The organism is Pseudomonas sp. RC2C2 (assembly GCF_018390435.1).
Classification (GTDB): domain Bacteria; phylum Pseudomonadota; class Gammaproteobacteria; order Pseudomonadales; family Pseudomonadaceae; genus Aquipseudomonas; species Aquipseudomonas donghuensis.
The window spans coordinates 2,613,704-2,635,539 of sequence record NZ_JAHBAX010000001.1; the positions used below are offsets into that span (position 1 = coordinate 2,613,704).

The 21,836-nt window shown below is 61.5% G+C and carries 17 protein-coding genes; 8 read left to right on the forward strand and 9 right to left on the reverse strand.

The features are described 5' to 3' along the window. Window positions 1-16: 16 nt before the first annotated feature. From KHO53_RS12130 to betI, 4 genes are all read right to left on the reverse strand, one after another. The gene (locus tag KHO53_RS12130; protein ID WP_010222273.1) at window positions 17-1,759 is read right to left on the reverse strand and encodes a potassium/proton antiporter; all 1,743 of its coding nucleotides are present in this window, start codon (window positions 1,757-1,759) and stop codon (window positions 17-19) included. Window positions 1,760-2,000: 241 nt separating this feature from the next. Beyond that, complete coding sequence (gene betA, locus KHO53_RS12135) at window positions 2,001-3,692, reverse strand: choline dehydrogenase (RefSeq protein WP_010222274.1); 1,692 nt, start codon at window positions 3,690-3,692, stop codon at window positions 2,001-2,003. Window positions 3,693-3,843: 151 nt separating this feature from the next. Continuing rightward, window positions 3,844-5,316 (reverse strand): betaine-aldehyde dehydrogenase, encoded by a 1,473-nt coding sequence (gene betB / locus KHO53_RS12140; protein ID WP_010222275.1) that lies wholly within the window; start codon window positions 5,314-5,316, stop codon window positions 3,844-3,846. A 31-nt stretch (window positions 5,317-5,347) separates the two neighbouring features. Beyond that, the gene (gene betI / locus KHO53_RS12145) at window positions 5,348-6,013 is read right to left on the reverse strand and encodes a transcriptional regulator BetI (protein WP_010222276.1); all 666 of its coding nucleotides are present in this window, start codon (window positions 6,011-6,013) and stop codon (window positions 5,348-5,350) included. 422 nt (window positions 6,014-6,435) lie between these two features. On the opposite strand from betI, the gene betT reads away from it, so the two are divergent. The 4 genes from betT to KHO53_RS12165 all read left to right on the forward strand — a co-directional run bounded on the left by betT (window position 6,436) and on the right by KHO53_RS12165 (window position 14,127). Then, entirely contained in the window at window positions 6,436-8,439 is a 2,004-nt protein-coding gene (betT, locus tag KHO53_RS12150; protein ID WP_036995423.1) for a choline BCCT transporter BetT, read from the forward strand. Window positions 8,440-8,567: 128 nt separating this feature from the next. Continuing rightward, on the forward strand, window positions 8,568-9,308 hold the full coding sequence (locus KHO53_RS12155) for a substrate-binding periplasmic protein (protein ID WP_010222279.1): 741 nt from the start codon (window positions 8,568-8,570) through the stop codon (window positions 9,306-9,308). Between the two features lie 79 nt (window positions 9,309-9,387). Then, window positions 9,388-12,324, forward strand: a complete 2,937-nt coding sequence (locus tag KHO53_RS12160; protein ID WP_213570344.1) for a dermonecrotic toxin domain-containing protein — start codon at window positions 9,388-9,390, stop codon at window positions 12,322-12,324. Next, complete coding sequence (locus tag KHO53_RS12165; RefSeq protein WP_213570345.1) at window positions 12,325-14,127, forward strand: hypothetical protein; 1,803 nt, start codon at window positions 12,325-12,327, stop codon at window positions 14,125-14,127. A 7-nt stretch (window positions 14,128-14,134) separates the two neighbouring features. On the opposite strand, the gene KHO53_RS12170 is transcribed toward KHO53_RS12165, so the two are convergent. The 4 genes from KHO53_RS12170 to gpmI form a co-directional block, all read right to left on the reverse strand. Beyond that, complete coding sequence (locus tag KHO53_RS12170) at window positions 14,135-14,920, reverse strand: divergent polysaccharide deacetylase family protein (protein WP_213570346.1); 786 nt, start codon at window positions 14,918-14,920, stop codon at window positions 14,135-14,137. Between the two features lie 9 nt (window positions 14,921-14,929). Next, complete coding sequence (locus KHO53_RS12175) at window positions 14,930-16,258, reverse strand: S41 family peptidase (RefSeq protein ID WP_010222282.1); 1,329 nt, start codon at window positions 16,256-16,258, stop codon at window positions 14,930-14,932. Window positions 16,259-16,346: 88 nt separating this feature from the next. Further along, window positions 16,347-17,633 (reverse strand): murein hydrolase activator EnvC family protein, encoded by a 1,287-nt coding sequence (locus tag KHO53_RS12180; RefSeq protein WP_010222283.1) that lies wholly within the window; start codon window positions 17,631-17,633, stop codon window positions 16,347-16,349. Between the two features lie 152 nt (window positions 17,634-17,785). Then, window positions 17,786-19,321 (reverse strand): 2,3-bisphosphoglycerate-independent phosphoglycerate mutase, encoded by a 1,536-nt coding sequence (gene gpmI / locus KHO53_RS12185; RefSeq protein WP_213570347.1) that lies wholly within the window; start codon window positions 19,319-19,321, stop codon window positions 17,786-17,788. Between the two features lie 218 nt (window positions 19,322-19,539). Between gpmI and KHO53_RS12190 the strand changes: the two genes are divergently transcribed. The 3 genes from KHO53_RS12190 to secB are packed head-to-tail and all read left to right on the forward strand — an operon-like array spanning window position 19,540 to window position 20,744. Next, a complete protein-coding gene (locus tag KHO53_RS12190) occupies window positions 19,540-19,956 on the forward strand; it encodes a rhodanese-like domain-containing protein (protein WP_010222286.1) in 417 nt (138 codons plus the stop codon). Window position 19,957: 1 nt separating this feature from the next. Further along, the gene (gene grxC / locus KHO53_RS12195) at window positions 19,958-20,212 is read left to right on the forward strand and encodes a glutaredoxin 3 (RefSeq protein WP_010222287.1); all 255 of its coding nucleotides are present in this window, start codon (window positions 19,958-19,960) and stop codon (window positions 20,210-20,212) included. Window positions 20,213-20,252: 40 nt separating this feature from the next. Next, window positions 20,253-20,744 carry a protein-export chaperone SecB gene (secB, locus tag KHO53_RS12200; RefSeq protein WP_010222288.1) on the forward strand — a complete coding sequence of 164 codons (492 nt, stop codon included), beginning with the start codon at window positions 20,253-20,255 and terminating at the stop codon, window positions 20,742-20,744. A 98-nt stretch (window positions 20,745-20,842) separates the two neighbouring features. On the opposite strand, the gene KHO53_RS12205 is transcribed toward secB, so the two are convergent. Then, window positions 20,843-21,298 carry a tRNA (cytidine(34)-2'-O)-methyltransferase gene (locus KHO53_RS12205; RefSeq protein WP_010222290.1) on the reverse strand — a complete coding sequence of 152 codons (456 nt, stop codon included), beginning with the start codon at window positions 21,296-21,298 and terminating at the stop codon, window positions 20,843-20,845. On the opposite strand from KHO53_RS12205, the gene KHO53_RS12210 reads away from it, so the two are divergent. After that, window positions 21,297-21,734 carry a hypothetical protein gene (locus tag KHO53_RS12210; protein ID WP_010222292.1) on the forward strand — a complete coding sequence of 146 codons (438 nt, stop codon included), beginning with the start codon at window positions 21,297-21,299 and terminating at the stop codon, window positions 21,732-21,734. The genes KHO53_RS12205 and KHO53_RS12210 overlap by 2 nt on opposite strands. The last annotated feature ends 102 nt before the right edge of the window (window positions 21,735-21,836 follow it).

Below are 21,836 nucleotides of genomic sequence, written 5' to 3' on the forward strand. Positions count from 1 at the left end.
AGGCGAAGAACAGAGTTTAAAGGAACAATCCAGGGCCGGGTCGAGTTCCTTCGGGGAATTTGACGCCCACTTTGAGGATCTTGTTCCCTTCCATCACTGCAACCGTCCACAAGGTGCTGTTCCACTCGATCTGGTCGCCGACCACCGGTGCGCCGCCAACCTTCTGCGCGATGAAGCGGCTGAGCGGCATGTGCGGGTCCTGGCCGTCGAGCTTCAATCCGTACAACGCCGCTACAGCCCCCAGTTCTGCGTCACCTTCGAGCACGAAGTCACCAAAGAAGCGCAGGTCCTGGCCACGCTGCGGTGCCTGGCTGAACAGCTTGCCGAGGGCCGGCAGGTTGTGTTCGTGGCCGATCACGCAGAGCAGGTCGTCGACTTCCAGGGTGGTACTTCCCGACGGATGGAGCAGTTGCTGACCGCGAAACAGCGCTGCGATACGGGTGCCTTCAGGCATTTTCAGCTCGCGCAGGGCGGCGCCGATGCACCATTTTTCCGCGCCCAGTCGATAGATGAACAACTCCCACTCGCTGGTGATGTGCACTTCCAGGGCCGAACGGGAGATCGGGGCAGGGTCGGGCGGTACCGTCACTTTCAGCAGCTTGGCCACCCAGGGCAGGCTGGTGCCCTGCACCAGCAACGACACCAGGACGATGAAGAACGCCAGGTTGAAGAACAACTGGGCATCCGGCAGCCCGGCCATCAACGGGAACACCGCCAGAATGATCGGTACCGCGCCACGCAGGCCTACCCAGGAGATAAAGGCTTTTTCGCGGCCATGGAAGGCCTTGAACGGCAGCAGGCTGGCGACCACCGACAGCGGCCGGGCGAAGATAATCATCCACAGCGCCAGGCCCAGCGCCGGCAGGGCGATCGGTAGCAGGTCGTGAGGCGTCACCAGCAGGCCGAGGACCAGGAACATACCGATTTGCGCCAGCCAGGCCATGCCGTCGAGCATGTGCAGGATGCCGTGGCGGCTGCGGATCGGGCGGTTGCCCAGCACCAGGCCACACAGGTACACGGCAAGGAAGCCGCTGCCGTGCAGGGCGTTGGTCAGCGAGAACACCACCAGGCCGCCGGCCACCACCAGGATCGGGTACAGGCCGCCGGCGAGGTTGATGCGGTTGACCAGCTGCAGCATCAGCCAGCCGCCCCCCAGGCCCAGCAGGCCGCCGATGCCGAACTCGCGCAACAGGTGAGTGAGCAGGCTCCAGTGCAGGCCGGTCTGGCCGCTGGCGATCATGTCGATCAGGGTTACGGTGAGAAACACCGCCATCGGGTCGTTACTGCCCGATTCGATTTCGAGGGTTGCCGTCACCCGTTCGTTCAGGCCCTTGCCGCCGAGCAGCGAGAACACCGCCGCAGCGTCGGTGGAGCCGACGATGGCGCCGATCAGCAGGCCCTGGATCAGGCTCAGGTTGAACAGCCAGGCGGCGACCATGCCGGTCAGGCCGGTGGTGATCAGCACGCCGACGGTCGCCAGCGACAGCGCCGGCCACAGGGCCACGCGGAAACTCGCCACCCGCGTGCGCAGGCCGCCGTCGAGGAGGATCACCGCGAGGGCCAGGTTGCCCACCAGATAGGCGGTCGGGTAGTTGTTGAAGATGATCCCGCCACCATCGACCCCGGCGATCATGCCGACCGCAAGGATGATGACCAGGATCGGGATGCCCAGGCGTGAAGACAGTGAGCTGACCAGAATACTTGCACCCACCAGCAATGCGCCGATCAAGAACAGGCTATTGATGGTGGACGCATCCAAAGGCAGTACTCCGGGGAAAAGCAGGAAGGAGGGGCGGTTTGCTTTGAATATCAAGCAGGTCGCGTGCCAAGGATTCTAACCTGAGGGGTTGGCGGGCTGTAAAGGGTTAATCGCGGGGACAAAAAAAGCACCGGGCAGGTGCTTTTTCTTTATGTCGCTGGCAAGGCCGGCTCCCACAGGGAAGGATGATCAACCCTAAATTGTGGGAGCTGGCCTTGCCAGCGATGGGGGCGGCAGGGTTTTACGCCTGCTTGACCTCACGCAGCGCCTTGCCTTTGACCGGCGCGCCGTTGGCGACGTAGTACTTGGCGGTGCTGCGTGGCAGCGGCTGGCGGTTGCGGATCTTGTCGGCGATTTTCTCGGCGATCATGATCGTGGTGGCGTTGAGGTTGCCGGTGATGATGATCGGCATGATCGAGGCATCGACCACTCGCAGGCCCTGCATGCCATGCACGCGGCCCTGGCCGTCGACCACCGCCATCTCGTCGTCGCCCATCTTGCACGAGCAGGACGGGTGGAACGCGGTCTCGGCGTGCTCGCGGATGAACTTGTCCAGTTCCTCGTCGGTCTGCACGTCGGCGCCCGGGCTGATTTCGCGGCCACGGTAGGCGTCCAGCGCAGGCTGGGCCATGATTTCGCGGGTCAGGCGGATGCCGTCACGAAATTCCTGCCAGTCCTGCTCGGTCGCCATGTAGTTGAACAGGATGCTCGGGTGCTGGCGCGGGTCTTTGGACTTGAGCTGGATACGGCCGCGGCTAGGCGAGCGCATCGAACCCATGTGGGCCTGGAAGCCGTGTTCCTGTACACCGTTGCTGCCGTTGTAATTGATCGCCACCGGCAGGAAGTGGTACTGGATGTTCGGCCATTCGAACTCTTCACGAGTACGGATGAAACCACCGGCTTCGAACTGGTTGCTGGCGCCGATACCGGTGCCCTTGAACAGCCACTCGGCACCAATGGCCGGCTGGTTGTACCAGAGCAGCGACGGGTACAGCGACACTGGCTGGGTGCAGGCGTACTGCAGGTACAGCTCAAGGTGGTCCTGCAGGTTTTCGCCCACACCTGGCAGGTCGTGAACCACAGGCACGTTGAGGCTTTCCAGCAGCGCACGCGGGCCAACGCCGGAGCGTTGCAGCAGTTGCGGCGAAGCGATGGCGCCGGAGCAGACGATCACTTCCTTGCGCGCACGGGCTTCGACGCGCTCTTCGCTGGCGCCGACCAGGTAGCTGACGCCCACGGCGCGCTTGCCGTCGAACAGCACGCGATCGCTCAGGGCGTGAGTGACGATGGTCAGGGTCGAGCGCTTCTTGGCGGTGTCCAGGTAGCCGCGGGCGGTGCTGGAGCGACGGCCTTTAGGCGTCACGGTACGGTCCATCGGGCCGAAACCTTCCTGCTGGTAGCCGTTGAGGTCTTCGGTACGCGGGTAACCGGCTTGCACGCCGGCTTCGACCATGGCGTGGAACAGCGGGTTGTTACCGGCTTTAGGCGTGGTCACGCTGACCGGGCCTTCGCCGCCGTGGTAATCGTTGGCGCCGATGTCGCGGGTTTCCGCTTTGCGGAAGTACGGCAGGCAGTCCAGGTAGGTCCAGTCCTCAAGGCCTGGCAGTTTTGCCCAGCCGTCGAAGTCCATGGCGTTGCCGCGGATGTAGCACATGCCGTTGATCAGCGACGAGCCACCCAGGCCCTTGCCGCGACCGCATTCCATCCGGCGGCCGTCCATGTGCGGCTCCGGGTCGGTCTCGTAGGCCCAGTTGTAGCGGCGGCCCTGCAGCGGGAAGGCCAGCGCGGCTGGCATCTGGGTGCGGAAGTCCATGCGGTAGTCAGGGCCACCGGCCTCGAGCAGCAGGACAGTCACGCCTTCGTCTTCGGTCAGGCGGGTCGCCAGGGTATTACCGGCAGAGCCGGCACCGACGATGATGTAGTCATATTCCATGGCTTTCTCCGAAAGCAGCTGCAAGCCTCAAGCTACAAGCCGCAAGAAAATGCGGTCGTGCGAGGCTCGCAAATGAGTGAGAGCTGCAAGAGCCGGTTGGCGCAACACGCACCGGCTTTGATTTGCAGCTTGCCGCTTGAAGCTTGTCGCTTCAGAACACCGAGTTGTAGGAACCCAGCTCAACTTGAACGGATTTGATGCGAGTGTACTGAGCCAGCGAGCTCACGCCGTTCTCACGGCCGACACCGGACTGCTTGTAACCGCCGACCGGCATTTCGGCTGGCGACTCGCCCCAGGCGTTGATCCAGCAGATACCGGCTTCCAGCTGGTGGATGATGCGGTGGGCGCGGCTGATGTCGTTGGTGCACACGCCAGCGGCCAGGCCGTATTCGGTGTCGTTGGCACGACGGATGACTTCTTCCTCGGTCTCGTAGGAGAGGATGCTCATCACTGGGCCGAAGATCTCTTCCTTGACGATGGTCATGTCGTCACGGCAGTCGGTGAACACGGTCGGCGCCACGAATGCGCCCTTGGCCAGTTCGCCTGCGGTCAGGCGCTCGCCGCCACAGAGAACGCGTGCGCCTTCTTCCTTGCCCTTGGCGATGTAGCCCAGCACGCTTTCCATGTGAGCGAAGCTGACCAGCGGGCCGAAGTTGGTGTTTTCGTCTTCAGGGTTGCCAACGCGGATGCGCGCAACGCGCTCGGCGATCTTGGCTTCGAAAGCCGCTTTCATCGAGGCAGGGACGAACACGCGGGTACCGTTGGTGCAGACCTGGCCCGAGCTGTAGAAGTTGGCCATCATGGCGATGTCGGCGGCGCGATCGAGGTCGGCGTCGTCGCAGATGATCAGTGGCGACTTGCCGCCCAGTTCCATGGTGACTTCCTTGAGCGTCGAGCTCGAGGCGCTGGCCATGACCTTCTTGCCGGTGGTGGTGCCGCCGGTGAAGGAGATTTTCTCGATGCGCGGGTGCTCGGTCAGCCAGGTGCCGACTTCGCGGCCGCTGCCGGTCAGAACGTTGAACACGCCGTCCGGCAGGCCGGCTTCGGTGTAGATCTCGGCCAGTTTCAGGGTGGTCAGCGAGGTGACTTCGCTCGGCTTGAAGATCATCGCGTTACCGGCCGCCAGGGCAGGAGCGGATTTCCACAGGGCGATCTGGATCGGGTAGTTCCAGGCGCCGATACCGGCGGTCACGCCCAGCGGCTCGCGGCGGGTATAGACGAACGAGCTGTCGCGCAGCGGGATCTGCTCGCCTTCGATGGCCGGTACCAGGCCTGCGTAGTATTCCAGCACGTCGGCGCCGGTGACGATATCGACGTAGCGGGTTTCGGAGTAGGACTTGCCGGTGTCCAGGGTTTCCAGGGCGGCCAGCTCATCGTTGCGCTCGCGCAGGATGTCGACGGCGCGGCGCAGGATGCGCGAACGCTGCATGGCGGTCATCGCCGCCCAGACTTTCTGGCCGCGTTCGGCGCTTTCTACGGCGCGCTCGACGTCGGCCTGGGTAGCGCGTTGCACCTGGGCGAGGACTTCGCCGTTGGCCGGGTTGATGGCGTCGAAGGTAGCGTCGCTGGAAGCGTCGACATAACCACCATCAATGTAGAGTTTTTGCAGTTCGAAACGGGCCATAGTGTCCTCGCAAGTGCATATGTGTGTTTGGCTATCCGTGCAGCGCTCCTGCTTGTTTGGCAATCGCGACGCGCGGTGGTTCAGAGGCCTGGTTTTGCGTGTCCGGGCTCGTCTGTTTCGCCAGTTGTAGATCCATGTATTCGTAAGCGATTTGTTTCGCCTGGTCGGTGTCGAACGCGTCTCCGGACAGCGCACCGCGCAGCCACAGGCCGTCGATCAATGCTGCCAGGCCACGGGCCGCGGTGCGTGCATCAGGCAGCGGCAGGACGCGGCGGAACTGGCAGCACAGGTTGGAATACAAGCGGTGATCGTTGATCCGCTGCAACCTGTGCAAAGACGGCTGGTGCATGCTGGAAGCCCAGAAGGCCAACCAGGTTTTCATTGCCGGGCCGTTGACCTGGCTGGCGTCGAAGTTGCCTTCGATAATCACCTGCAGGTGGGCGCGCGGGCTGGTGTCCTTGAGCGCCTGCCGGTTGGCGACGACGTTCTCGTTCAGCACGCTCATCAAGTACCGCATGGTCGCTGCGATCAGGCCGTTCTTGTCCTGAAAGTAGTGACTGATGATGCCATTCGACACACCGGCCAAACGGGCGATCAGCGCAATGCTGGCGTCACCCATGCCGACCTGGTCGATGGCCATCAATGTGGCTTCGATCAACTGCTGGCGGCGAATGGGTTGCATACCGACCTTGGGCATCTTGCAAATCTCCTCAGGCCTGCGAGCAGTCGACGAGCGGCTGCCTCGGCGAAGGCCAGTCTATTTTGTTTTGATTGAACGTTCAATCAACAAAGAATAAGCTCTGCGACAATCTGTGCAATTGACAGGTTTTTCCTGCCTGCAGTGAGCACAAATTGGCACCCCAAAAAGACGTGGAACCCCCGGAATACAAGGTGTTGACGGGTGTAAACGGCGCGTTGAGCAGATCTGCCGAGCGGTATCGCACCGCGCGGCCAACCCTCGGGACGGGGTTTTCGGCCTGTTTTTTTCAACGCAATCGATTCGGGATCACGGTTTTTTCAAGGTGCTTTTATAACACCTGAAGCAGTGGGGCTATTGCACCATTTGCTTGGGTAACGATTGTTTCGTGTTTCTCTCGCACTGCCCGGAGCCTATGTGCAATGAGTTCTGCCTCCCTAATCAAGACCCCTGCCGAGAGGGTCCGGGTCAACAGCGTGGTGTTCTTCACCTCGACGTTGTTGATCCTGCTGTTGACTGCCTTGCTGATCGCAGTTCCCGAAACCGCCGGCCGCGTGCTGAACGAGGCCCAGGCCTGGTTGTCGCGCAGCTTCGGCTGGTACTACATGCTGGTGATTGGCGGCTACCTGCTGTTCGTCATCGTTCTGGCCTTCTCCAATTTCGGCAAGCTCAAGCTTGGCGGCAAGGATGACAAGCCGGACTTCAGCTATGGTGCCTGGGCCGGGATGCTGTTCTCCTCCGGTATCGGTATCTCGCTGCTGTACTTCGGCGCGTCCGAGCCGCTGGATCACTACTTCAACCCGCCTGAAGGCGCACCGGCCAGCCTGCAAGCGGCCCGTGAAGGCCTGCAGCTGACCTTCCTGCACTGGGGTCTGCATGGCTGGGCAATCTATGCTCTGGTCGGCCTGGCCGTGGCCTACTTCGCCTACCGCCACAACCAACCCCTGGCACTGCGCTCGGCGCTGTACCCGCTGGTCGGTGAGCGTTGGGTCAAGGGGGCCGCGGGCCACACCGTCGACATCTTCGGCATGTTCGTGACCCTGCTGGGCCTGGTGACCAACCTGGGTATTGGTTCGATGCAGGTGTCCTCGGGGCTGGAATACCTGTTCGGCATGCAGCACAGCGACACCAACCTGCTGATCGTGATCCTGGTGATGAGCACCGTGGCGACCATCGCCGCCGTGTCGGGTGTGGAGAACGGCATCCGCCGCCTGTCCAACCTCAACATCATCCTGTTCAGCGGCCTGCTGTTGTTCGTGCTGCTCAACGGCCCGACCCTGCACCTGCTCAACAGCTTCGTGCAGAACATCGGCGACTACCTCAACGGCGCGGTGCTAAAGACCTTCGACCTGTACGTCTATGAAGGCGACAGTGACAAGTCCGAGCGCTGGCTGGGCCTGTGGACCGTGTTCTACTGGGCCTGGTGGATTTCCTGGGGCCCGTTCGTCGGCATGTTCATTGCCCGTATCTCGCGCGGTCGTACCGTGCGCGAACTGGTCGCTGGCGTGCTGCTGATTCCGCTGGGCTTCACCTTGGCCTGGCTGTCGATCTTCGGCAACTCGGCACTGGACCTGGTGATGAACCAGGGCGCGGTGGAACTCGGTCGAACGGCGCTGGAACAGCCGGCGATGTCGATCTACCAGCTGCTCGAGCACTATCCGTTTGCCAAGATCGTGGTCGGTGTCGCGATTTTCGTTGGCTTCGTACTGTTCCTGACCCCAGCCGACTCCGGCGCGGTGATGATGGCCAACCTTTCCTGCAAAGGCGGCCATGTCGACGAAGATGCGCCGAACTGGCTGCGTATTCTCTGGTCGGCGATCATTACCGTGGTCACCATCGGTTTGCTTCTGGCCGGTAACTTCCAGGCCATGCAGACCATGGTGGTGCTGGCGGGACTGCCGTTCTCGGTAGTGCTGGTGCTGTTCATGTTCGGCCTGTACAAGGCCATGAAACAGGACAGCCAGGTCGAGCAGGAGCAGGCCGAACTGGCTGCCCGTGGCCGTCGCGGTTTCAGCGAGCGCCTGAGCCAGCTGGACCTGCAGCCGACCCAGGCGATCGTTCAGCGCTTCATGGACAAGCGCGTCAGCCCGGCGCTCAAGGAAGCAGCCGCGCAGCTGCAGACCCTGGGCTTCCAGGTGCAGACCCGGGTCGGCCAGTCGCGTTCGGCCATGGGCCTGCGCATCGACATGGAAGAAGGTAACCCGTTCGTTTACGAAGTAAGCCTGGACGGCTACCTGGCCGCGCCGAGCGAAGCACCGGTGGAAGGCGAGTCGGAAGTGCGCCAGCGCTTCTACCGCGCCGAGGTCTACCTGCACAACGGCAGTCAGGAATACGACCTGATGGGCTTCACCCCGGAGCAGATCACCCGGGATGTGCTCGATCAGTTCGAAAGCCATCGCCAGTTGCTGGGGCGTGTCTACAGCTGATAACGGCTGATGGACCCGAAGGGCTCTGTTCGCAGGAACAGGGCCCTTTTTGTTGTGATACCGGTGCAGACTGGACAGGCGCACTAGGCCCCGGCACTCTTGGCGTTGCCAAGGAGCCCGGTGCCACCATGTTCAAGCGTCTTGTCCTGTTGCTGTGCAGCTGCCTGTCGTTCACCCACCTTGCCCAGGCGAGCGAGCCTGTGGTGCTGCTCACCGAAAACTTCCCGCCCTACAACATGGCCATCAGCGGCAAGAGCTTCGCCCGCGACGATGGCATCAATGGCATTGCCGCCGACCTGGTACGCGAGATGTTCAAGCGCGCCGGGGTGCCCTACAGCATGACCCTGCGCTTCCCCTGGCAGCGCATCTACGAGCAGGCCCTGCAAACCCCCGGCTACGGCGTTTTCGTCATGGCCCGTCAGCCCGAGCGGGAAAAGCTGTTCAAGTGGGTCGGGCCGCTGGGGCCGGATGACTGGATTTTGCTGGCCCCCGAGGGCAGCCCGATTGCCTTGAGCAGCCTGCAGCAAGCCAAGCGTTATCGTATCGGGGCTTATAAAGGGGATGCGATTGCCGAATACCTGGCCAAGCAAGGCCTGAACCCGGTGTTGGTGCTGCGCGACCGCGACAACGCGAAAAAGCTGGTGAACGGCGAAATCGACCTGTGGGCCAGCGGCGACCCGGCCGGGCGCTACCTGGCGCGCCAGGTGGGGGTGAGCAAGCTTAAGACGGTGCTGCGTTTTCACGGTGCCGAGCTGTACCTGGCGCTTAACCGTGAAGTGCCGGACGAGGTGGTGAACAAGCTGCAGCAGGCGCTGGAGCAGATGAAAGCCGAGGGCTTTGTCGAGCAGGTGTTTGCTCGTTACCTGTAAAAGACCTGAGCAATAGTTAACGCAGGCAATGCTGTAGGTGTCGTTATCGTCACGGGTCCCTTACCCAGAGACAACGACAATGACCATCGCCTTGGACTCCTTTGAGCAAACCGTCGGCCTGGCGTTTGCGTCGCGGCCAACGCTGCGCGCTGTAGTGCATCAGCAATTGGTGCAGCGGCTGGCCAAGCAATACCCGGAAATCGACAAAAGCTACCCGCAACTGCGCGGGTCAAAAGAGATCTATCTCTGTACGCGAGCGCCAGAAGATCTCGACACATTGACGATAAAGTCACTGGCCGAAGTCTTTCTCGAAAAGCTTATCTCGCAAACAACATTCAATTTTACCGGGATTGCTCTGAGCAATTGTTTCCTGAGCTTTACCCCTACGCCCCGACCCATTTATGACCGCGACGCGACCAGTGGCCTGGGCAGACTTCCTGATCTGACCCTGGTCACCGACGCGTTCAATGAGCTGCTGGCCAACGTCGAGCCGTTTCTTCAACGGGCCCAGGTCGATTTCTGGCAGACACGAAGTGGCTCGGGTGGCACGCCTCTGCAGGGGGTGGGGCACATGCTCAAGGCCGCCCTGGCCAGCGGGGTTGAAGCACAAGGTCTGGATGATGAGCAACGCAGTTGCATCTATGCGCTGTTAGCGGCGAGTAACAGCACTGCGTGGCACAACCCCAGCGAGGTGCCTGAAGTTTTTTTGCTTGATGTCACTGTGGCTGGCGCCGAGGTTCGTTACCAGCAGTTGCTGCCGGACCTGTTGGTGACACTGACATTGGCAAATCGCAACATCGTTCTGTTGTGCAAGCCCAGTGGGCGTATCGATGCCTTTGATTCGCTGGACAGCATGGCCCAGAGCCTGAGTGATGGGCTTGCCCGTCAGTATCAGCTTGATTCATTCGGTTGGGATCGCTACCCCATCACAACCGATATGTTCGCGATGCAGGGGGCAGTGCTCCTGAACCTGCTGCTTGAAGGTCTGGAGCCCGTGAACGGGCGGCATTTCAGCACCGTAGTCGAGCTGGATCAGGGGTACGCTGCCTTGACCGATCCTGCGTCTTTCTTTTGCGCACATCCTTACCGGCTCTTGCAGTTACGGCAGGGCGAATCCGAACTGCCGCAATGGTTGCGTCAAGCTTCAATGGCTGATCGACTGGAGTACCGTACGCGGGTGCTGGATCTGCTGGTTGCGCAAGCCAGTTCCAACGGCAAGTCCTCCCTTGATGGCATCCTTGATCTACGTGCCTTCACGCGCCAGTCCCTGCTTGAACTGATGCGCGCTGACCATCTGACTGAGGCCAATTATGATGCCGACGACCTGGTGCTGGAGTTCTGGTTGGCGCGTGGAGTTCCGGGCACATTCTCAGGGAGCGTGGAGATCAAGCGCATGCCCCTGACTGAATTTGCCATTGGCAACCTGGGCTCGGCCAGGGGAGCCATATTGAAAAAAATCACGCATAAAACCGATCAGCTGCTGTGGCCCTGGTTGACAACCGATTACCTGAAAGCATTGGTGCAGCGTGCAGATATCGGTCGCACCTATCCCCAGTACCTGAGCAAAAAACTTCAGGATGCGGACCAGAATGTCGAGCGGATAAGCCTGTTCGCCATGGAACAGGCAAGCCAGTTGCCGCTCCTTGCGCTCAAGGCCAAGATCGATGGAGCGCTGTCTGATACCGGTTACCAGCGTGTTGTCGCGTTCTTTCGAGCGGACAGCGGTGAGAGTCAAAGCCTGTTGGCGCCTTTGGCGTTCAAGCGTGAGGAGACTGCCAGCGAAGCCGATCGAGTGACCAACACCTTTGTGTTTATGTCGGCGCACGCTGCGGGAAAGGTCGTGCTCTACCGGCCAATGAGCGCCGACAGACCGTTCCAGGAGTTTGCCAGCCAGCAGGCGTTGCTTGAGCAGATTCTGGCGCAGGAGGATCTGCAGCAAAGCATTTTGGCCTGGATGAGCAGCGACGCTCAGCGGGTATATGGCCATGGCGGTTTCCAGGAGCCGCATTTACGTCGGCCTATCCTCGATACTCAACTGGGGCTGGAGCCCGTCCAGCCGGCACAGCTGGACTTGCAGGGCTGGCATCCGGGGGCGGACAGCAACTTGTACATGGCCAATACACAGATGCTGGTGGAGCTGGCCGAGCGCGAGACGATCTCCAATGCCGAAGACCGCTGGGCGATGCTGCTCGAGGGTGCAGGTTTGTTGTTCAACCTGCTGTTCAGCGTGGCCACGCCGTTTTTACGGGGGCCAGCGGCTGTGGTTGCCTGGCTCGTTCAGGGTGCGCTGACAGTGCATGCTGATGCAGATGCATTGAAAAATGGCAATGAGTTCGAAAAATCAACGGCAGTGGTCGATCTGCTGCTCAACCTGGTCATGGTGTTGTTTCACGCCAGCCTACCGAAGGTCGAGCCGCCAGTTGCCGCAGACAAGCGTGAGGTCCCGGTCTTTGGTCCGAGTCGCCGGTTCACGCCCTCCGTACCTCGGGCAATTCCTGTCCAGGGCAAAACCTTTGCTCCCAGTGCCCTGAGGGTGAAAGCGGACTTGGAACTGGATTTTTCCTGGTATGGACCCCAGGGGCTCAAGTCGAGCTCGACGGATTATCCTCGACCGATATCGGGCTTTCGTTCATCGGCTTCACTGGGGAGTCATCCGCCGTTGAGCCAAGGCTCGTATCGGGGCCTGTACCTGCTTGCCGGGCGATACTACGCGTTGATTGAAGGTCATGTTTACAACGTCAGGGCCGACGCCCAAGGGATGCGAGTGGTCGACGAGCAAGGCCGGCCTGGCCCCTGGCTGACCATAGAGAACAATACATGGCAGTTTGACCTGAGTCTGCGGCTCAGAGGAGGCGGTCCCAAACGGCGAGTGGCGGGGCAGCAGGAGGTCAACCAGGAGGCAGTCCGTAAGCTGCAGTCCGAAATAGGTGAGCTGGACCTGAAAAACAATGCGTTGGTTGCCGAGCTGACACCGCAGTGGGCATCGATGGCGGAGCATTCGAGTGCGCTGCAGTAGTTGCTGAACCTGCGCGACAGCTTACAGGCGCGGATTGACCAGGGTGATAGCACAGAAGGCTTGAGCGCGTTGGTCGACAGTACACGCATAAAGATTACCGATAAGAAGAGCCTGCTGGACACAACACGCAGTGCGTTGATCGACACGCTGGAACAGTCAATCAAGATTGACCTGGAGGTGGAAGCCAGCATGAAAACGCTGCTCACTCCGAAGTTCTCAAAGTTCCTCCCCGAGGTTACGGCAAGGCCGTTGAAGCAGCGCCGAGGCATGGTGCGCAAGCAGCTCCTCAGGAACTATATGTTGATCCATGATGAACTGATATTGCTGGCCAGGTTCGATGAGTTAGCTGCGCTTCGCAAACAGATAGTAACCTTGCCGGCAACCCCGGAACAGGTAGCGGCGTACAACACCTACCGAGCGAGGCATATGGCGGTGGTGCCATTGCAGCTGCGTCTACAGGAGGTAATGGAAAAACTGGACGTGCTGCTGATTGATACATTGACCGACGGCACTATTGCCTATGACGGCAAGCAGGAGCAGGTCCACAGTATTGTTGGCCAGCGCTCAGTGACAACATTGCAACTGAAAATCGACCTGATCAGGGACCTTGCCGAGCTCTCGCTAGAAAGACTGTCTGGCACCGATGTGCAGACACTTGTTTCCACCAATGATTACCTGATCGGCAAGTCCGTCAGCGGTGCAGGCAGTACCCTGGATGAATTGATCAGCGGCAACTTTGCCTCAGAAGAAACCATCAGCGGTCTGCAAAGCGTGCAGAGTGAGTATGCCAATGCCTTGACCATGGTCGACTATCTGGAACGCTTTGGTGGTGTGGTGGTAAACAAGCAGGCGCTCAATTATTACAAGGAGCAGGTGCGGCTGGTTAAAGCGACGGCCGAGCTGGAACTGGAGGCGGCCGTTCGGGAACAGAAGTGGGAGACGCCGCTTCCGTTCAAGCGTTTGCCGTACAAGCCGCGGGTGGGCATGCGTCGTGTGGTTCATTTGCGAGGAGGCAAAACACTGGTCGGCGAAGAGACGCAACTGCTCGGCGAGCCAGTGGTTGAGCAGCGTGACCCCGTGAGCAAAAAGGTGCTCGGCACCTACCACCAGCAGGGTGACGTCTGGATCGAAGTGGTGCCGGCCACGTTCCCGGTTGAGTCCGCGCCATTGACTGCCAGTGAGCGGGCGCAGGCCCGTATCCAGGCACAGCGCCTGAACAACGAGGTTGCCGGTGTAATCGCCCTGGCAAAGCGCTACATCTCCTCGAACGAACCACACAGCTTGTCTTTTGTCATCGAACGTCATGTCGAGAAACTGCAGCGTGTGGCGAGAATGCTTGAAGGCGCAGACGCTGCAGCCAGTGACAATGCACTGCGAGCAACTGTGGAGCAGTGCATCAGCCGCTTGAATGAGCGCAAACGCAATCTGCTGGTGACGTTGCATTTGGCCAGCAGTCGACCGAATGGTGAAAGTCTTGCCTACCTTCACGCTGAAGGGCAGATCACCATCGCAAGGACCGTTGAGCGCAAGAAGCTGGCAGCTGACGACTACCTGGATGTCTATGAAGTGCGCAAGGCGCAAGGGCCTGCGCGGGATAGCGGTTTATGGGAAGTGCATCTGCACTACGGCTCCCAGGCCGCCAACCAGCGTCAGTTCAGCAAAGGCCACCTGAAACTCTGGGCCGAACGTACGTGGGGGCGCGAGACACAGTTGCAGGCGGCGAAGACTAACCAGCAGTTCCTGGAGATCTATCGGGCAGACCTGAAGGCCAGTCAGCTCGAACGGATCCTTCCCTGGGATTGACGAAGGCTCACTGGGCCGCGCGAGCAGGGCTGTAAAAGCCCTGCTTGCCGTGAGCCGGCATCGCCCGGTTGCCGCGCTCGGCGATCATCTGCTGAATTTCTATCCACTCGACGCCCTGGGCCTTGAGCTTGGGCAGTTCGCGTTCGAGCACTTCCAGCGTCTGTGGATAAGGATGCCCGATCAGTACCGCCGTGCCTTGCTTGCGCGCCAGGGCAATACCCTGTTGCAGCTGGCCGGTAATGGCTTCGGTGGTGCGCAGGTCATCGAGGAACACATCCCGCGACACGCTGGCCAGGCCGATGCTTTGTGCCGATTTGGCGGCCACCGTGGCGGCGCTGGTGCGGCTGTCGACGAAGAACAGGTCGCGGCGCTGCAATTCACCCATCAACCAGGCCATGGCCGCAGGCTCCGCGGTCATGCGGCTGCCCATGTGGTTGTTGATCCCGACGGCGTAGGGCACTTTGTCGAGCGCCGCGTTCAACCGGCGCTCAAGCTCCGGCAAGGGTGTACCGGGGTGCCAGGCGTAGGGGCCGGTGGCCGGGTCCATGGGCATGTGCAGGATCACCGTCTTGCCGGCGTGATGGGCCTGGCGGGCAAACGCTGTGGCATGCGGGGTATCGGGCATGATCGCCAGGGTCACCGGGCCGGGCAGGGCCAGGGCGCGTGAGTCGCGCGCAGGGTTCTGCCCCAGGTCGTCGATGATCAGTGTCAGGTAGGCCTTGCCCGGTTGAGTCGGCGCCGCCAGGGCGACACCGCTCATCAGGTACAACAGGGCCAACAGCAGGTAACGCATCAACTGGCCTTATTTACCCTGGGTGATGCTCAGGCCCTTGAGCAGGCTCAGGGCCTGGCTGAGCTGGTAGTCATCATCCTGTGGGCGAGGCTTGGCGCCGCCGCCCTTGCCCGACGGACGGTCGGCGCCGCCGTTGCCGTTGCCCAGGTGGCCCTGCAGGTCGGCTTCCTTGAAGTTTTCACCGTCCTGCTCGGCGGTAATCTTGGCGCGGCGCACCTCGATGTCCGGGACAATGCCCTGGGCCTGGATCGAACGGCCGTTGGGGGTGAAGTACAGCGCCGTGGTGATCTTAAGTGCGCGGTCGTTGTTCAGCGGCAGCACGGTTTGCACCGAGCCTTTGCCGAAGCTGTCGGTGCCCATCAGCACGCCACGCTTCTGGTCTTGCAGGGCGCCGGCGACAATTTCCGACGCCGAGGCACTGCCGCCGTTGATCAGCACCACCAATGGCACGCCTTCGCTGGCATCGGCCGGGTCGGCGGAGAAGCGCAGCTCGGAGTTGGCGATACGGCCCTTGGTGTAGACGATCAGGCCCTTGGTGAGGAAGTGGTCGGCCACTTCCACGGCCGATTGCAGGACGCCACCGGGGTTGTTGCGCAGGTCCAGGACCAGGCCGCGCATCTTCTTGCCGTTGTCCTTGCGCAGCTTGGCCAGCGCCTTGCCGACTTCTTCGCCGGTCTTGACCTGGAACTGGGTGATGCGGATGTAGCCGTAACCGTCTTCGAGCATCTGGCTCTTGACGCTCTTGACCTGGATGACCGCGCGGGCAAGGGTTACATCGAACGGGTTGCCGCCGTCGCGCACCAGGGTCAGGGTGATTTTCTCGCCGACCTTGCCGCGCATCTTGTCGACCGCTTCGGTCATGGTCTGGCCGCGGGTCGGCTGGCCGTTGATCTTGACGATCAGGTCGCCGGCTTCGATACCGGCGCGCGAGGCCGGGGTCTCGTCAATCGGCGAGACCACCTTGATGAAGCCGTCTTCCATGCCCACTTCGATGCCCAGGCCGCCGAACTCACCGCTGGTGCTCTCTTGCAGCTCGAGGAAATCTTCCGGGCCGAGGTAGGCCGAGTGCGGATCGAGGTTGCTGAGCATGCCCTTGATGGCGTTTTCCAGCAGGGTCTTGTCGTCTACCGGTTCGACATAGGCGGCCTTGATGCGGTCCATGACCTCGGCGAAGGTGCGCAGTTCTTCCAGTGGCAACGGTGCCTTGGATGACGATGCCGAGACGGTCGTCGCTGGAATCGCGGCGGGCTTGGCCGGCTCGGCCGCACGGGCCAGGGGCGCGCCGAGGACCATGGCGATGGTCAGGGCCAGCGAGGTGAGGCGAGGCGATTGCAGCATGTCGAACGAACTCCTGATCCTGGTAGCGCTCCGTAGAGCATCGGCGCAGCCCGAAGTTGCGCTACGCCGTCAAAAAGGGGGGTGTTGCCTATCCCTGGGCACGGCACCATTGTGCGGGGTCGCTGGGGCGGCCCTGCTGGCGGATGGCAAAATACAGCCCTGAGCTGTCTTGGCCGCCACTGTTGCCGACGGTGGAGATGGCCTCACCGGCCTTGACCACGTCGCCGGCGCTCTTGAGCAGGCTCTGGTTATGGCCGTACAGGCTCAGGTAACCATTACCATGGTCGAGAATGACCAGAAGTCCAGCGCCGCGCAACCAGTCGGCAAATACCACCCGGCCGCCATGCACGGCGCGCACCTGGCTGCCAGGGGAGGCACTGATCATCACGCCGTCCCACTTGGCCCGCGAGTCATCACCACGGGTTTCGCCAAAGCGGGCCAGCAATCGACCATTGACCGGCCATGGAAGTTTTCCCTGTGCGGCAGAAAAAGCACCACCGAAGGTTTCGCCGCTGCTGGAAACCAGTGGGCCAGGGATCGCCTTGGGCTTCTTCGGCGCCTCGCTGCTGTTGGCGGCCAGGGCTTCACGCTGGCGTTGCTTTTCCGCCTCCTGGGCGGCGAGCAGGGCCTTCTGCCGCGCTTCTTCGGCTTCGCGGGCCTGACGGGCGAGGGTTTCCTCGATGGTTTTGAGCACCTTGGTCAGGTCGGCCTGGTCCTGCTCGCGGGCCTGCAGCTTCTGGTCGCGGGCCTTGACGTCATTGTTGAGCTTGGCCAGCACCTCTTTACGCTCGGCACGGACTTTCTCCAGCTCCTGGCGCTGGCTGTCGAGGGTGCCTTGCTGGGCCAGCAACTGGGCCTGCTGCAGGCTGATGTCCTTTTCGACGTTGGCCAACTGGCGCAGGGTCTCGTTGAAATTGCGCAACTGGCTCAGGCGCGCCTGGCTCAGGTAATCGTAATAGGTCAGGGTGCGGGCGAATTTTTCCGGGTTCTGCTGGTTGAGCAGCAGTTTCAGGTATTCCTCGCGGCCATTCTGGTAGGCCGAACGGGCCTGGATGGCGATCAGTCGTTGCTGTTCAATGCGGGCGCTCTGGAGTTTTTTTTTCTCGGTATCAAGGCGCTCCAGTTCGCCTTCGGTCTTTTTTAGTTCGAGTTGCAGGGCCTCCACCTGCTTTTCCAGCTTGCCGATGTCGGTTTCGGTCGAGCGCAGGTCTTTCTGCACGCCGGATTTTTCCTCCTGCAACTTGCCAAGCATCTTTTTCAGCTCGGCAATGTCCTGGCGCGTGGCGTCCAGTTGTTGCTGGGTTTGCGCGCGCTCATCGGCGAAGGCCGGGCTGAGCAGGCAAGACAGGGCGAGTACGATCAGGGCGCGAAACATGGGGTGGGCGGCACCAGGCATAGAGACTGGCCTAGTATGCCCGCCATGGCTTGCAAAAAAAACGGCTTTAGCGGCAAGCGGCAAGCTACAAGCGGCAAGAAAAACGGGTGAATGGGCTCTTTCTTGCGGCTTGTAGCTTGTCTTCAGCGGCTTTAGCCGTCGATCAGAATCGACGAGCCGGTCATTTCTGCCGGTTTTTCCAGGCCCAGCAGCATGAGCATGGTTGGCGCCACGTCGGCCAGCACGCCGCCTTCGCGGACCTGCACTTTGCGCTTGCCAACATAGATGAACGGTACCGGCTCGGTGGTGTGCGCGGTGTGCGCCTGGCCGGTGCATTCGTCTTCCATCTGCTCGACGTTGCCGTGGTCGGCGGTGATCAGCGCTTCGCCGCCGACCTTGTCCAGCGCCTCGACGATGCGCCCGACGCACAGGTCCAGGGCTTCGACGGCCTTGACCGCAGCCTCGAACACGCCGCTGTGGCCGACCATGTCGCCGTTGGCGTAGTTGACCACGATCACGTCGTAACGCTGCTGCTCGATGGCTTCGATGATGCGGTCGGTGACCTCCGGCGCGCTCATTTCCGGCTGCAGGTCATAGGTGGCGACCTTCGGCGACGGGATGAGGATGCGTTCTTCGCCTTCGAAGGGCTCTTCACGGCCACCGGAGAAGAAGAAGGTGACGTGGGCGTATTTCTCGGTTTCGGCGATGCGCAGCTGGGTCTTGCCGTTTTTCGCCAGGTATTCGCCGAGCACGTTGTCCAGGCTGCCCGGGGCGAATGCGGCCGGGGCCGGGATTTTTGCCGAGTACTGGGTCAGGCCGATGTAGGCGGCAAGCTTGGGCAGGCGCGCGCGTGGGAATTCGTTGAATTCAGGCTCGACGAACACTCGCGACAGCTCGCGGGCGCGGTCGGCGCGAAAGTTCATGAAGATCACCGCGTCGCCGTCTTCGACCTTGACCGCTTCGCCAATGCGCGTGGCCTTGACGAATTCGTCGCTCTCGTCGCGGGCGTAGGCCGCTTCGAGGCCGGCCAGGGCGCTGTCGGCGCTGAATTCGGCGTTGCTGTCGACGATCAGGTTATAGGCGGCCGATACGCGGTCCCAGCGGTTGTCGCGGTCCATGGCGTAGTAGCGGCCGATCAGGCTGGCGATGCGGCCCTTGCCGAGTTTGGCGAAGGTGGCGTCGAGCAGCTCGATCGACGATTGCGCGCTTTTGGGCGGCGTGTCGCGGCCGTCGAGGAAGGCGTGCAGGTAGATTTTTTCGGCACCGCGCTGGGCGGCAAGCTCGGCCATGGCCACCAGGTGGTCCTGGTGGCTGTGCACGCCGCCATCGGAAAGCAGGCCAAGGATATGCACGGCCTTGCCGGCGCCGACAGCCTTGTCGACCGCACCGCACAATACCGGGTTGTCGAAGAACTCGCCGTCCTTGATTGCCTTGGTCACCCGGGTGAAGTCCTGGTACACCACGCGGCCGGCGCCGAGGTTCATGTGGCCGACCTCGGAGTTACCCATTTGCCCGTCCGGCAGGCCGACATCCATGCCGGAACCGGAGATCAAGCCATGCGGCAGGGTAGCGCGCAGGCGATCGTAGACCGGCGTATTGGCCGAGTAGATGGCGTTGTATTCGTGGCTTTCGCTGTGACCGAAACCATCCAGGATGATCAGGACCAAGGGTTTTGGCGTGCTCGTCATCAATCCCACACTCACGGTTGTTCAGATGATAAAGACACGCATTTTAGGGCAAATTTGCCACGAATGACGAATTAACCTTGCAGCCCCGCTGGCGCTGGCCGACGGGCTGTAGCGCGGCAATGAGAATTACTGGCGATAACCCTGCCCGGCGGGCTTTGGCCGACCTTGGGGGCTGTGTATACTGGCCAACATTTTTAATGGCCTGGAAACACCCTCCGATGGTTGCTCACCTGATTGAATTCGCAACAAATCACTATCTGCTGGTCGGTATCTTCGTCGTTCTGCTGGTTCTGCTGATCGTCACCGAAGCACGCAAGGGCGGCCGCAGCCTGAGCACTGGCGAACTGACTGCACTGGTCAACGCCGACAAAGGCCTGGTGATCGACATCCGTTCGAGCAAGGACTACGCCGCCGGCCACATCGTTGGTGCCGTGAACATTCCCCAGGACAAGGTCGCCGCGCGCATCGGCGAGCTGGAAAAGCACAAGGCCAACAAGACCCTGATCATCGTCGACGCCATGGGCCAGCACGCCGGCACCACCGCGCGCGAGCTGCTCAAGGCCGGCTTCACCGCTGCCAAGCTGTCGGGCGGCGTGTCGAGCTGGAAGGCCGATAACCTGCCGCTGGTGAAGTGACATGAGCAACGTCATCGTCTACTCCAGCGATTACTGCCCTTACTGCTCGCGGGCCAAGCACCTGCTCGCCAGCAAAGGCGTGGCCTTCGAAGAGATCAAGGTCGATGGCAAGCCTCAGGTGCGCGCCGAAATGAGCCAGAAGGCCGGGCGTACCTCGGTGCCGCAGATCTGGATCGGCGCCACCCACGTCGGCGGTTGCGACGACCTGTATGCCCTGGAGCGCGCCGGCAAGCTCGACGCGCTGCTCAAGGCCTGAATCAGAAACCCATTAAAGACTCTGGAAAGAAGGATCTGTCATGACTGATCAACAGAACAACGACGCCGCAGCCGCAGCCGACGACAACACTCCGCAGTTCTCCCTGCAGCGCATCTACGTGCGCGACCTGTCGTTCGAAGCGCCAAAAAGCCCGGCGATCTTCCGTCAGCAGTGGGAGCCGAGCGTCGCCCTGGACCTGAACACCAAGCAAAAAGGCCTGGAAGGCGACTTCCACGAGGTCGTGCTGACCCTGTCGGTGACCGTGAAGAACGGCGAAGAAGTGGCCTTCATCGCTGAAGTGCAACAAGCCGGTATCTTCCTGATCAAGAACCTCGACCCGGCGTCGATGAGCCACACCCTGGGCGCTTTCTGCCCGAACATCCTGTTCCCGTACGCCCGTGAAGCGCTGGACAGCCTGGTGACCCGTGGTTCGTTCCCGGCACTGATGCTCTCGCCGGTCAACTTCGACGCACTGTACGCTCAGGAAATGCAACGCATGCAGGAAGCTGGCGAAGCCCCTTCGCTGCAATAAGCCTGTTGCGATGAAGCAAAAAGCGCCCCTCGGGGCGCTTTTTTCTTGGGGGTTATCGCGAACACTGTAGGAACGGGCTTGACCCGCGAAAGGATCTCTCAGGCAAAACCTTGCTGGCGCCACGCCTCGTACACCGTCACCGCCACCGTGTTGGACAGGTTCAGGCTGCGGCAGCCCGGACGCATCGGCAGGCGCAGGCGCTGCTCGGCGGGCAGGCTGTCCAGTACCTCGGCGGGAAGGCCACGGCTTTCCGGGCCGAACAGGAAGGCGTCACCCGGCTGGAAAGCGGTTTCGTGGTAAGGGTGCGATGCTTTCGTGGTGAACGCGAACAGCCGCGGCTGGCCTAGGCTTTCCAGGCAGCTGGGCAGGTCTGCATGGCGCTTGAGCGTGGCATACTCATGGTAGTCCAGACCGGCCCGGCGCAAGCGCTTGTCGTCCAGCTCGAAGCCGATCGGCTCGATCAGGTGCAGGTGGCAGCCGCTGTTGGCGCACAGTCTGATGATGTTGCCGGTATTCGGCGGAATCTCTGGTTGAAAGAGGATGACGTGAAACATGCACGGCTCCGAACATAAAGATGGCGAGCATTCTACTCCTGAACCGGACCCGCGTTCGCAGCTCTGGCCGCGCGTGCTGTTTTCCCTGGCGCTGTTCGGCATGCTGGTGGGGCTGATGATCGGTCGCCTGACCGCGCCCGAGCCACGCGTGCTGGAGCAGGTCGAGGTGGTCGAGGCGGGCTTGAACCTGTGGTTCAACGAGGAGCCCAAGCTGCACGGCGAAGAGGTCGAAGGCACCCTGGCCCTGCTGTTCGAGGCCGAGGGCAAGGCTGCGCGTGGTCAGTTGCAGTTGCAGGGTAAGCCTGTGAGCTGGCGGGTGCAGAGCAGTGATGCTGGCTTGCTCGTGACCCTGGTCGCGGCCCGCCCCCTGCACGGCGAATGGGCCGGTGCAGAGGAGGGCGGACGCTGGCGGGTGCAGGTGAAGCTGCGCGAATAAAAGAGGGGATTCCCCGGCCTGCCTGTACCAAGGTCCCCAAAACTGGAAGTACTGATACTAGTGCAGGGTGTGTGCCAGTTTTGTTGCAGTGCGCAAAATGGT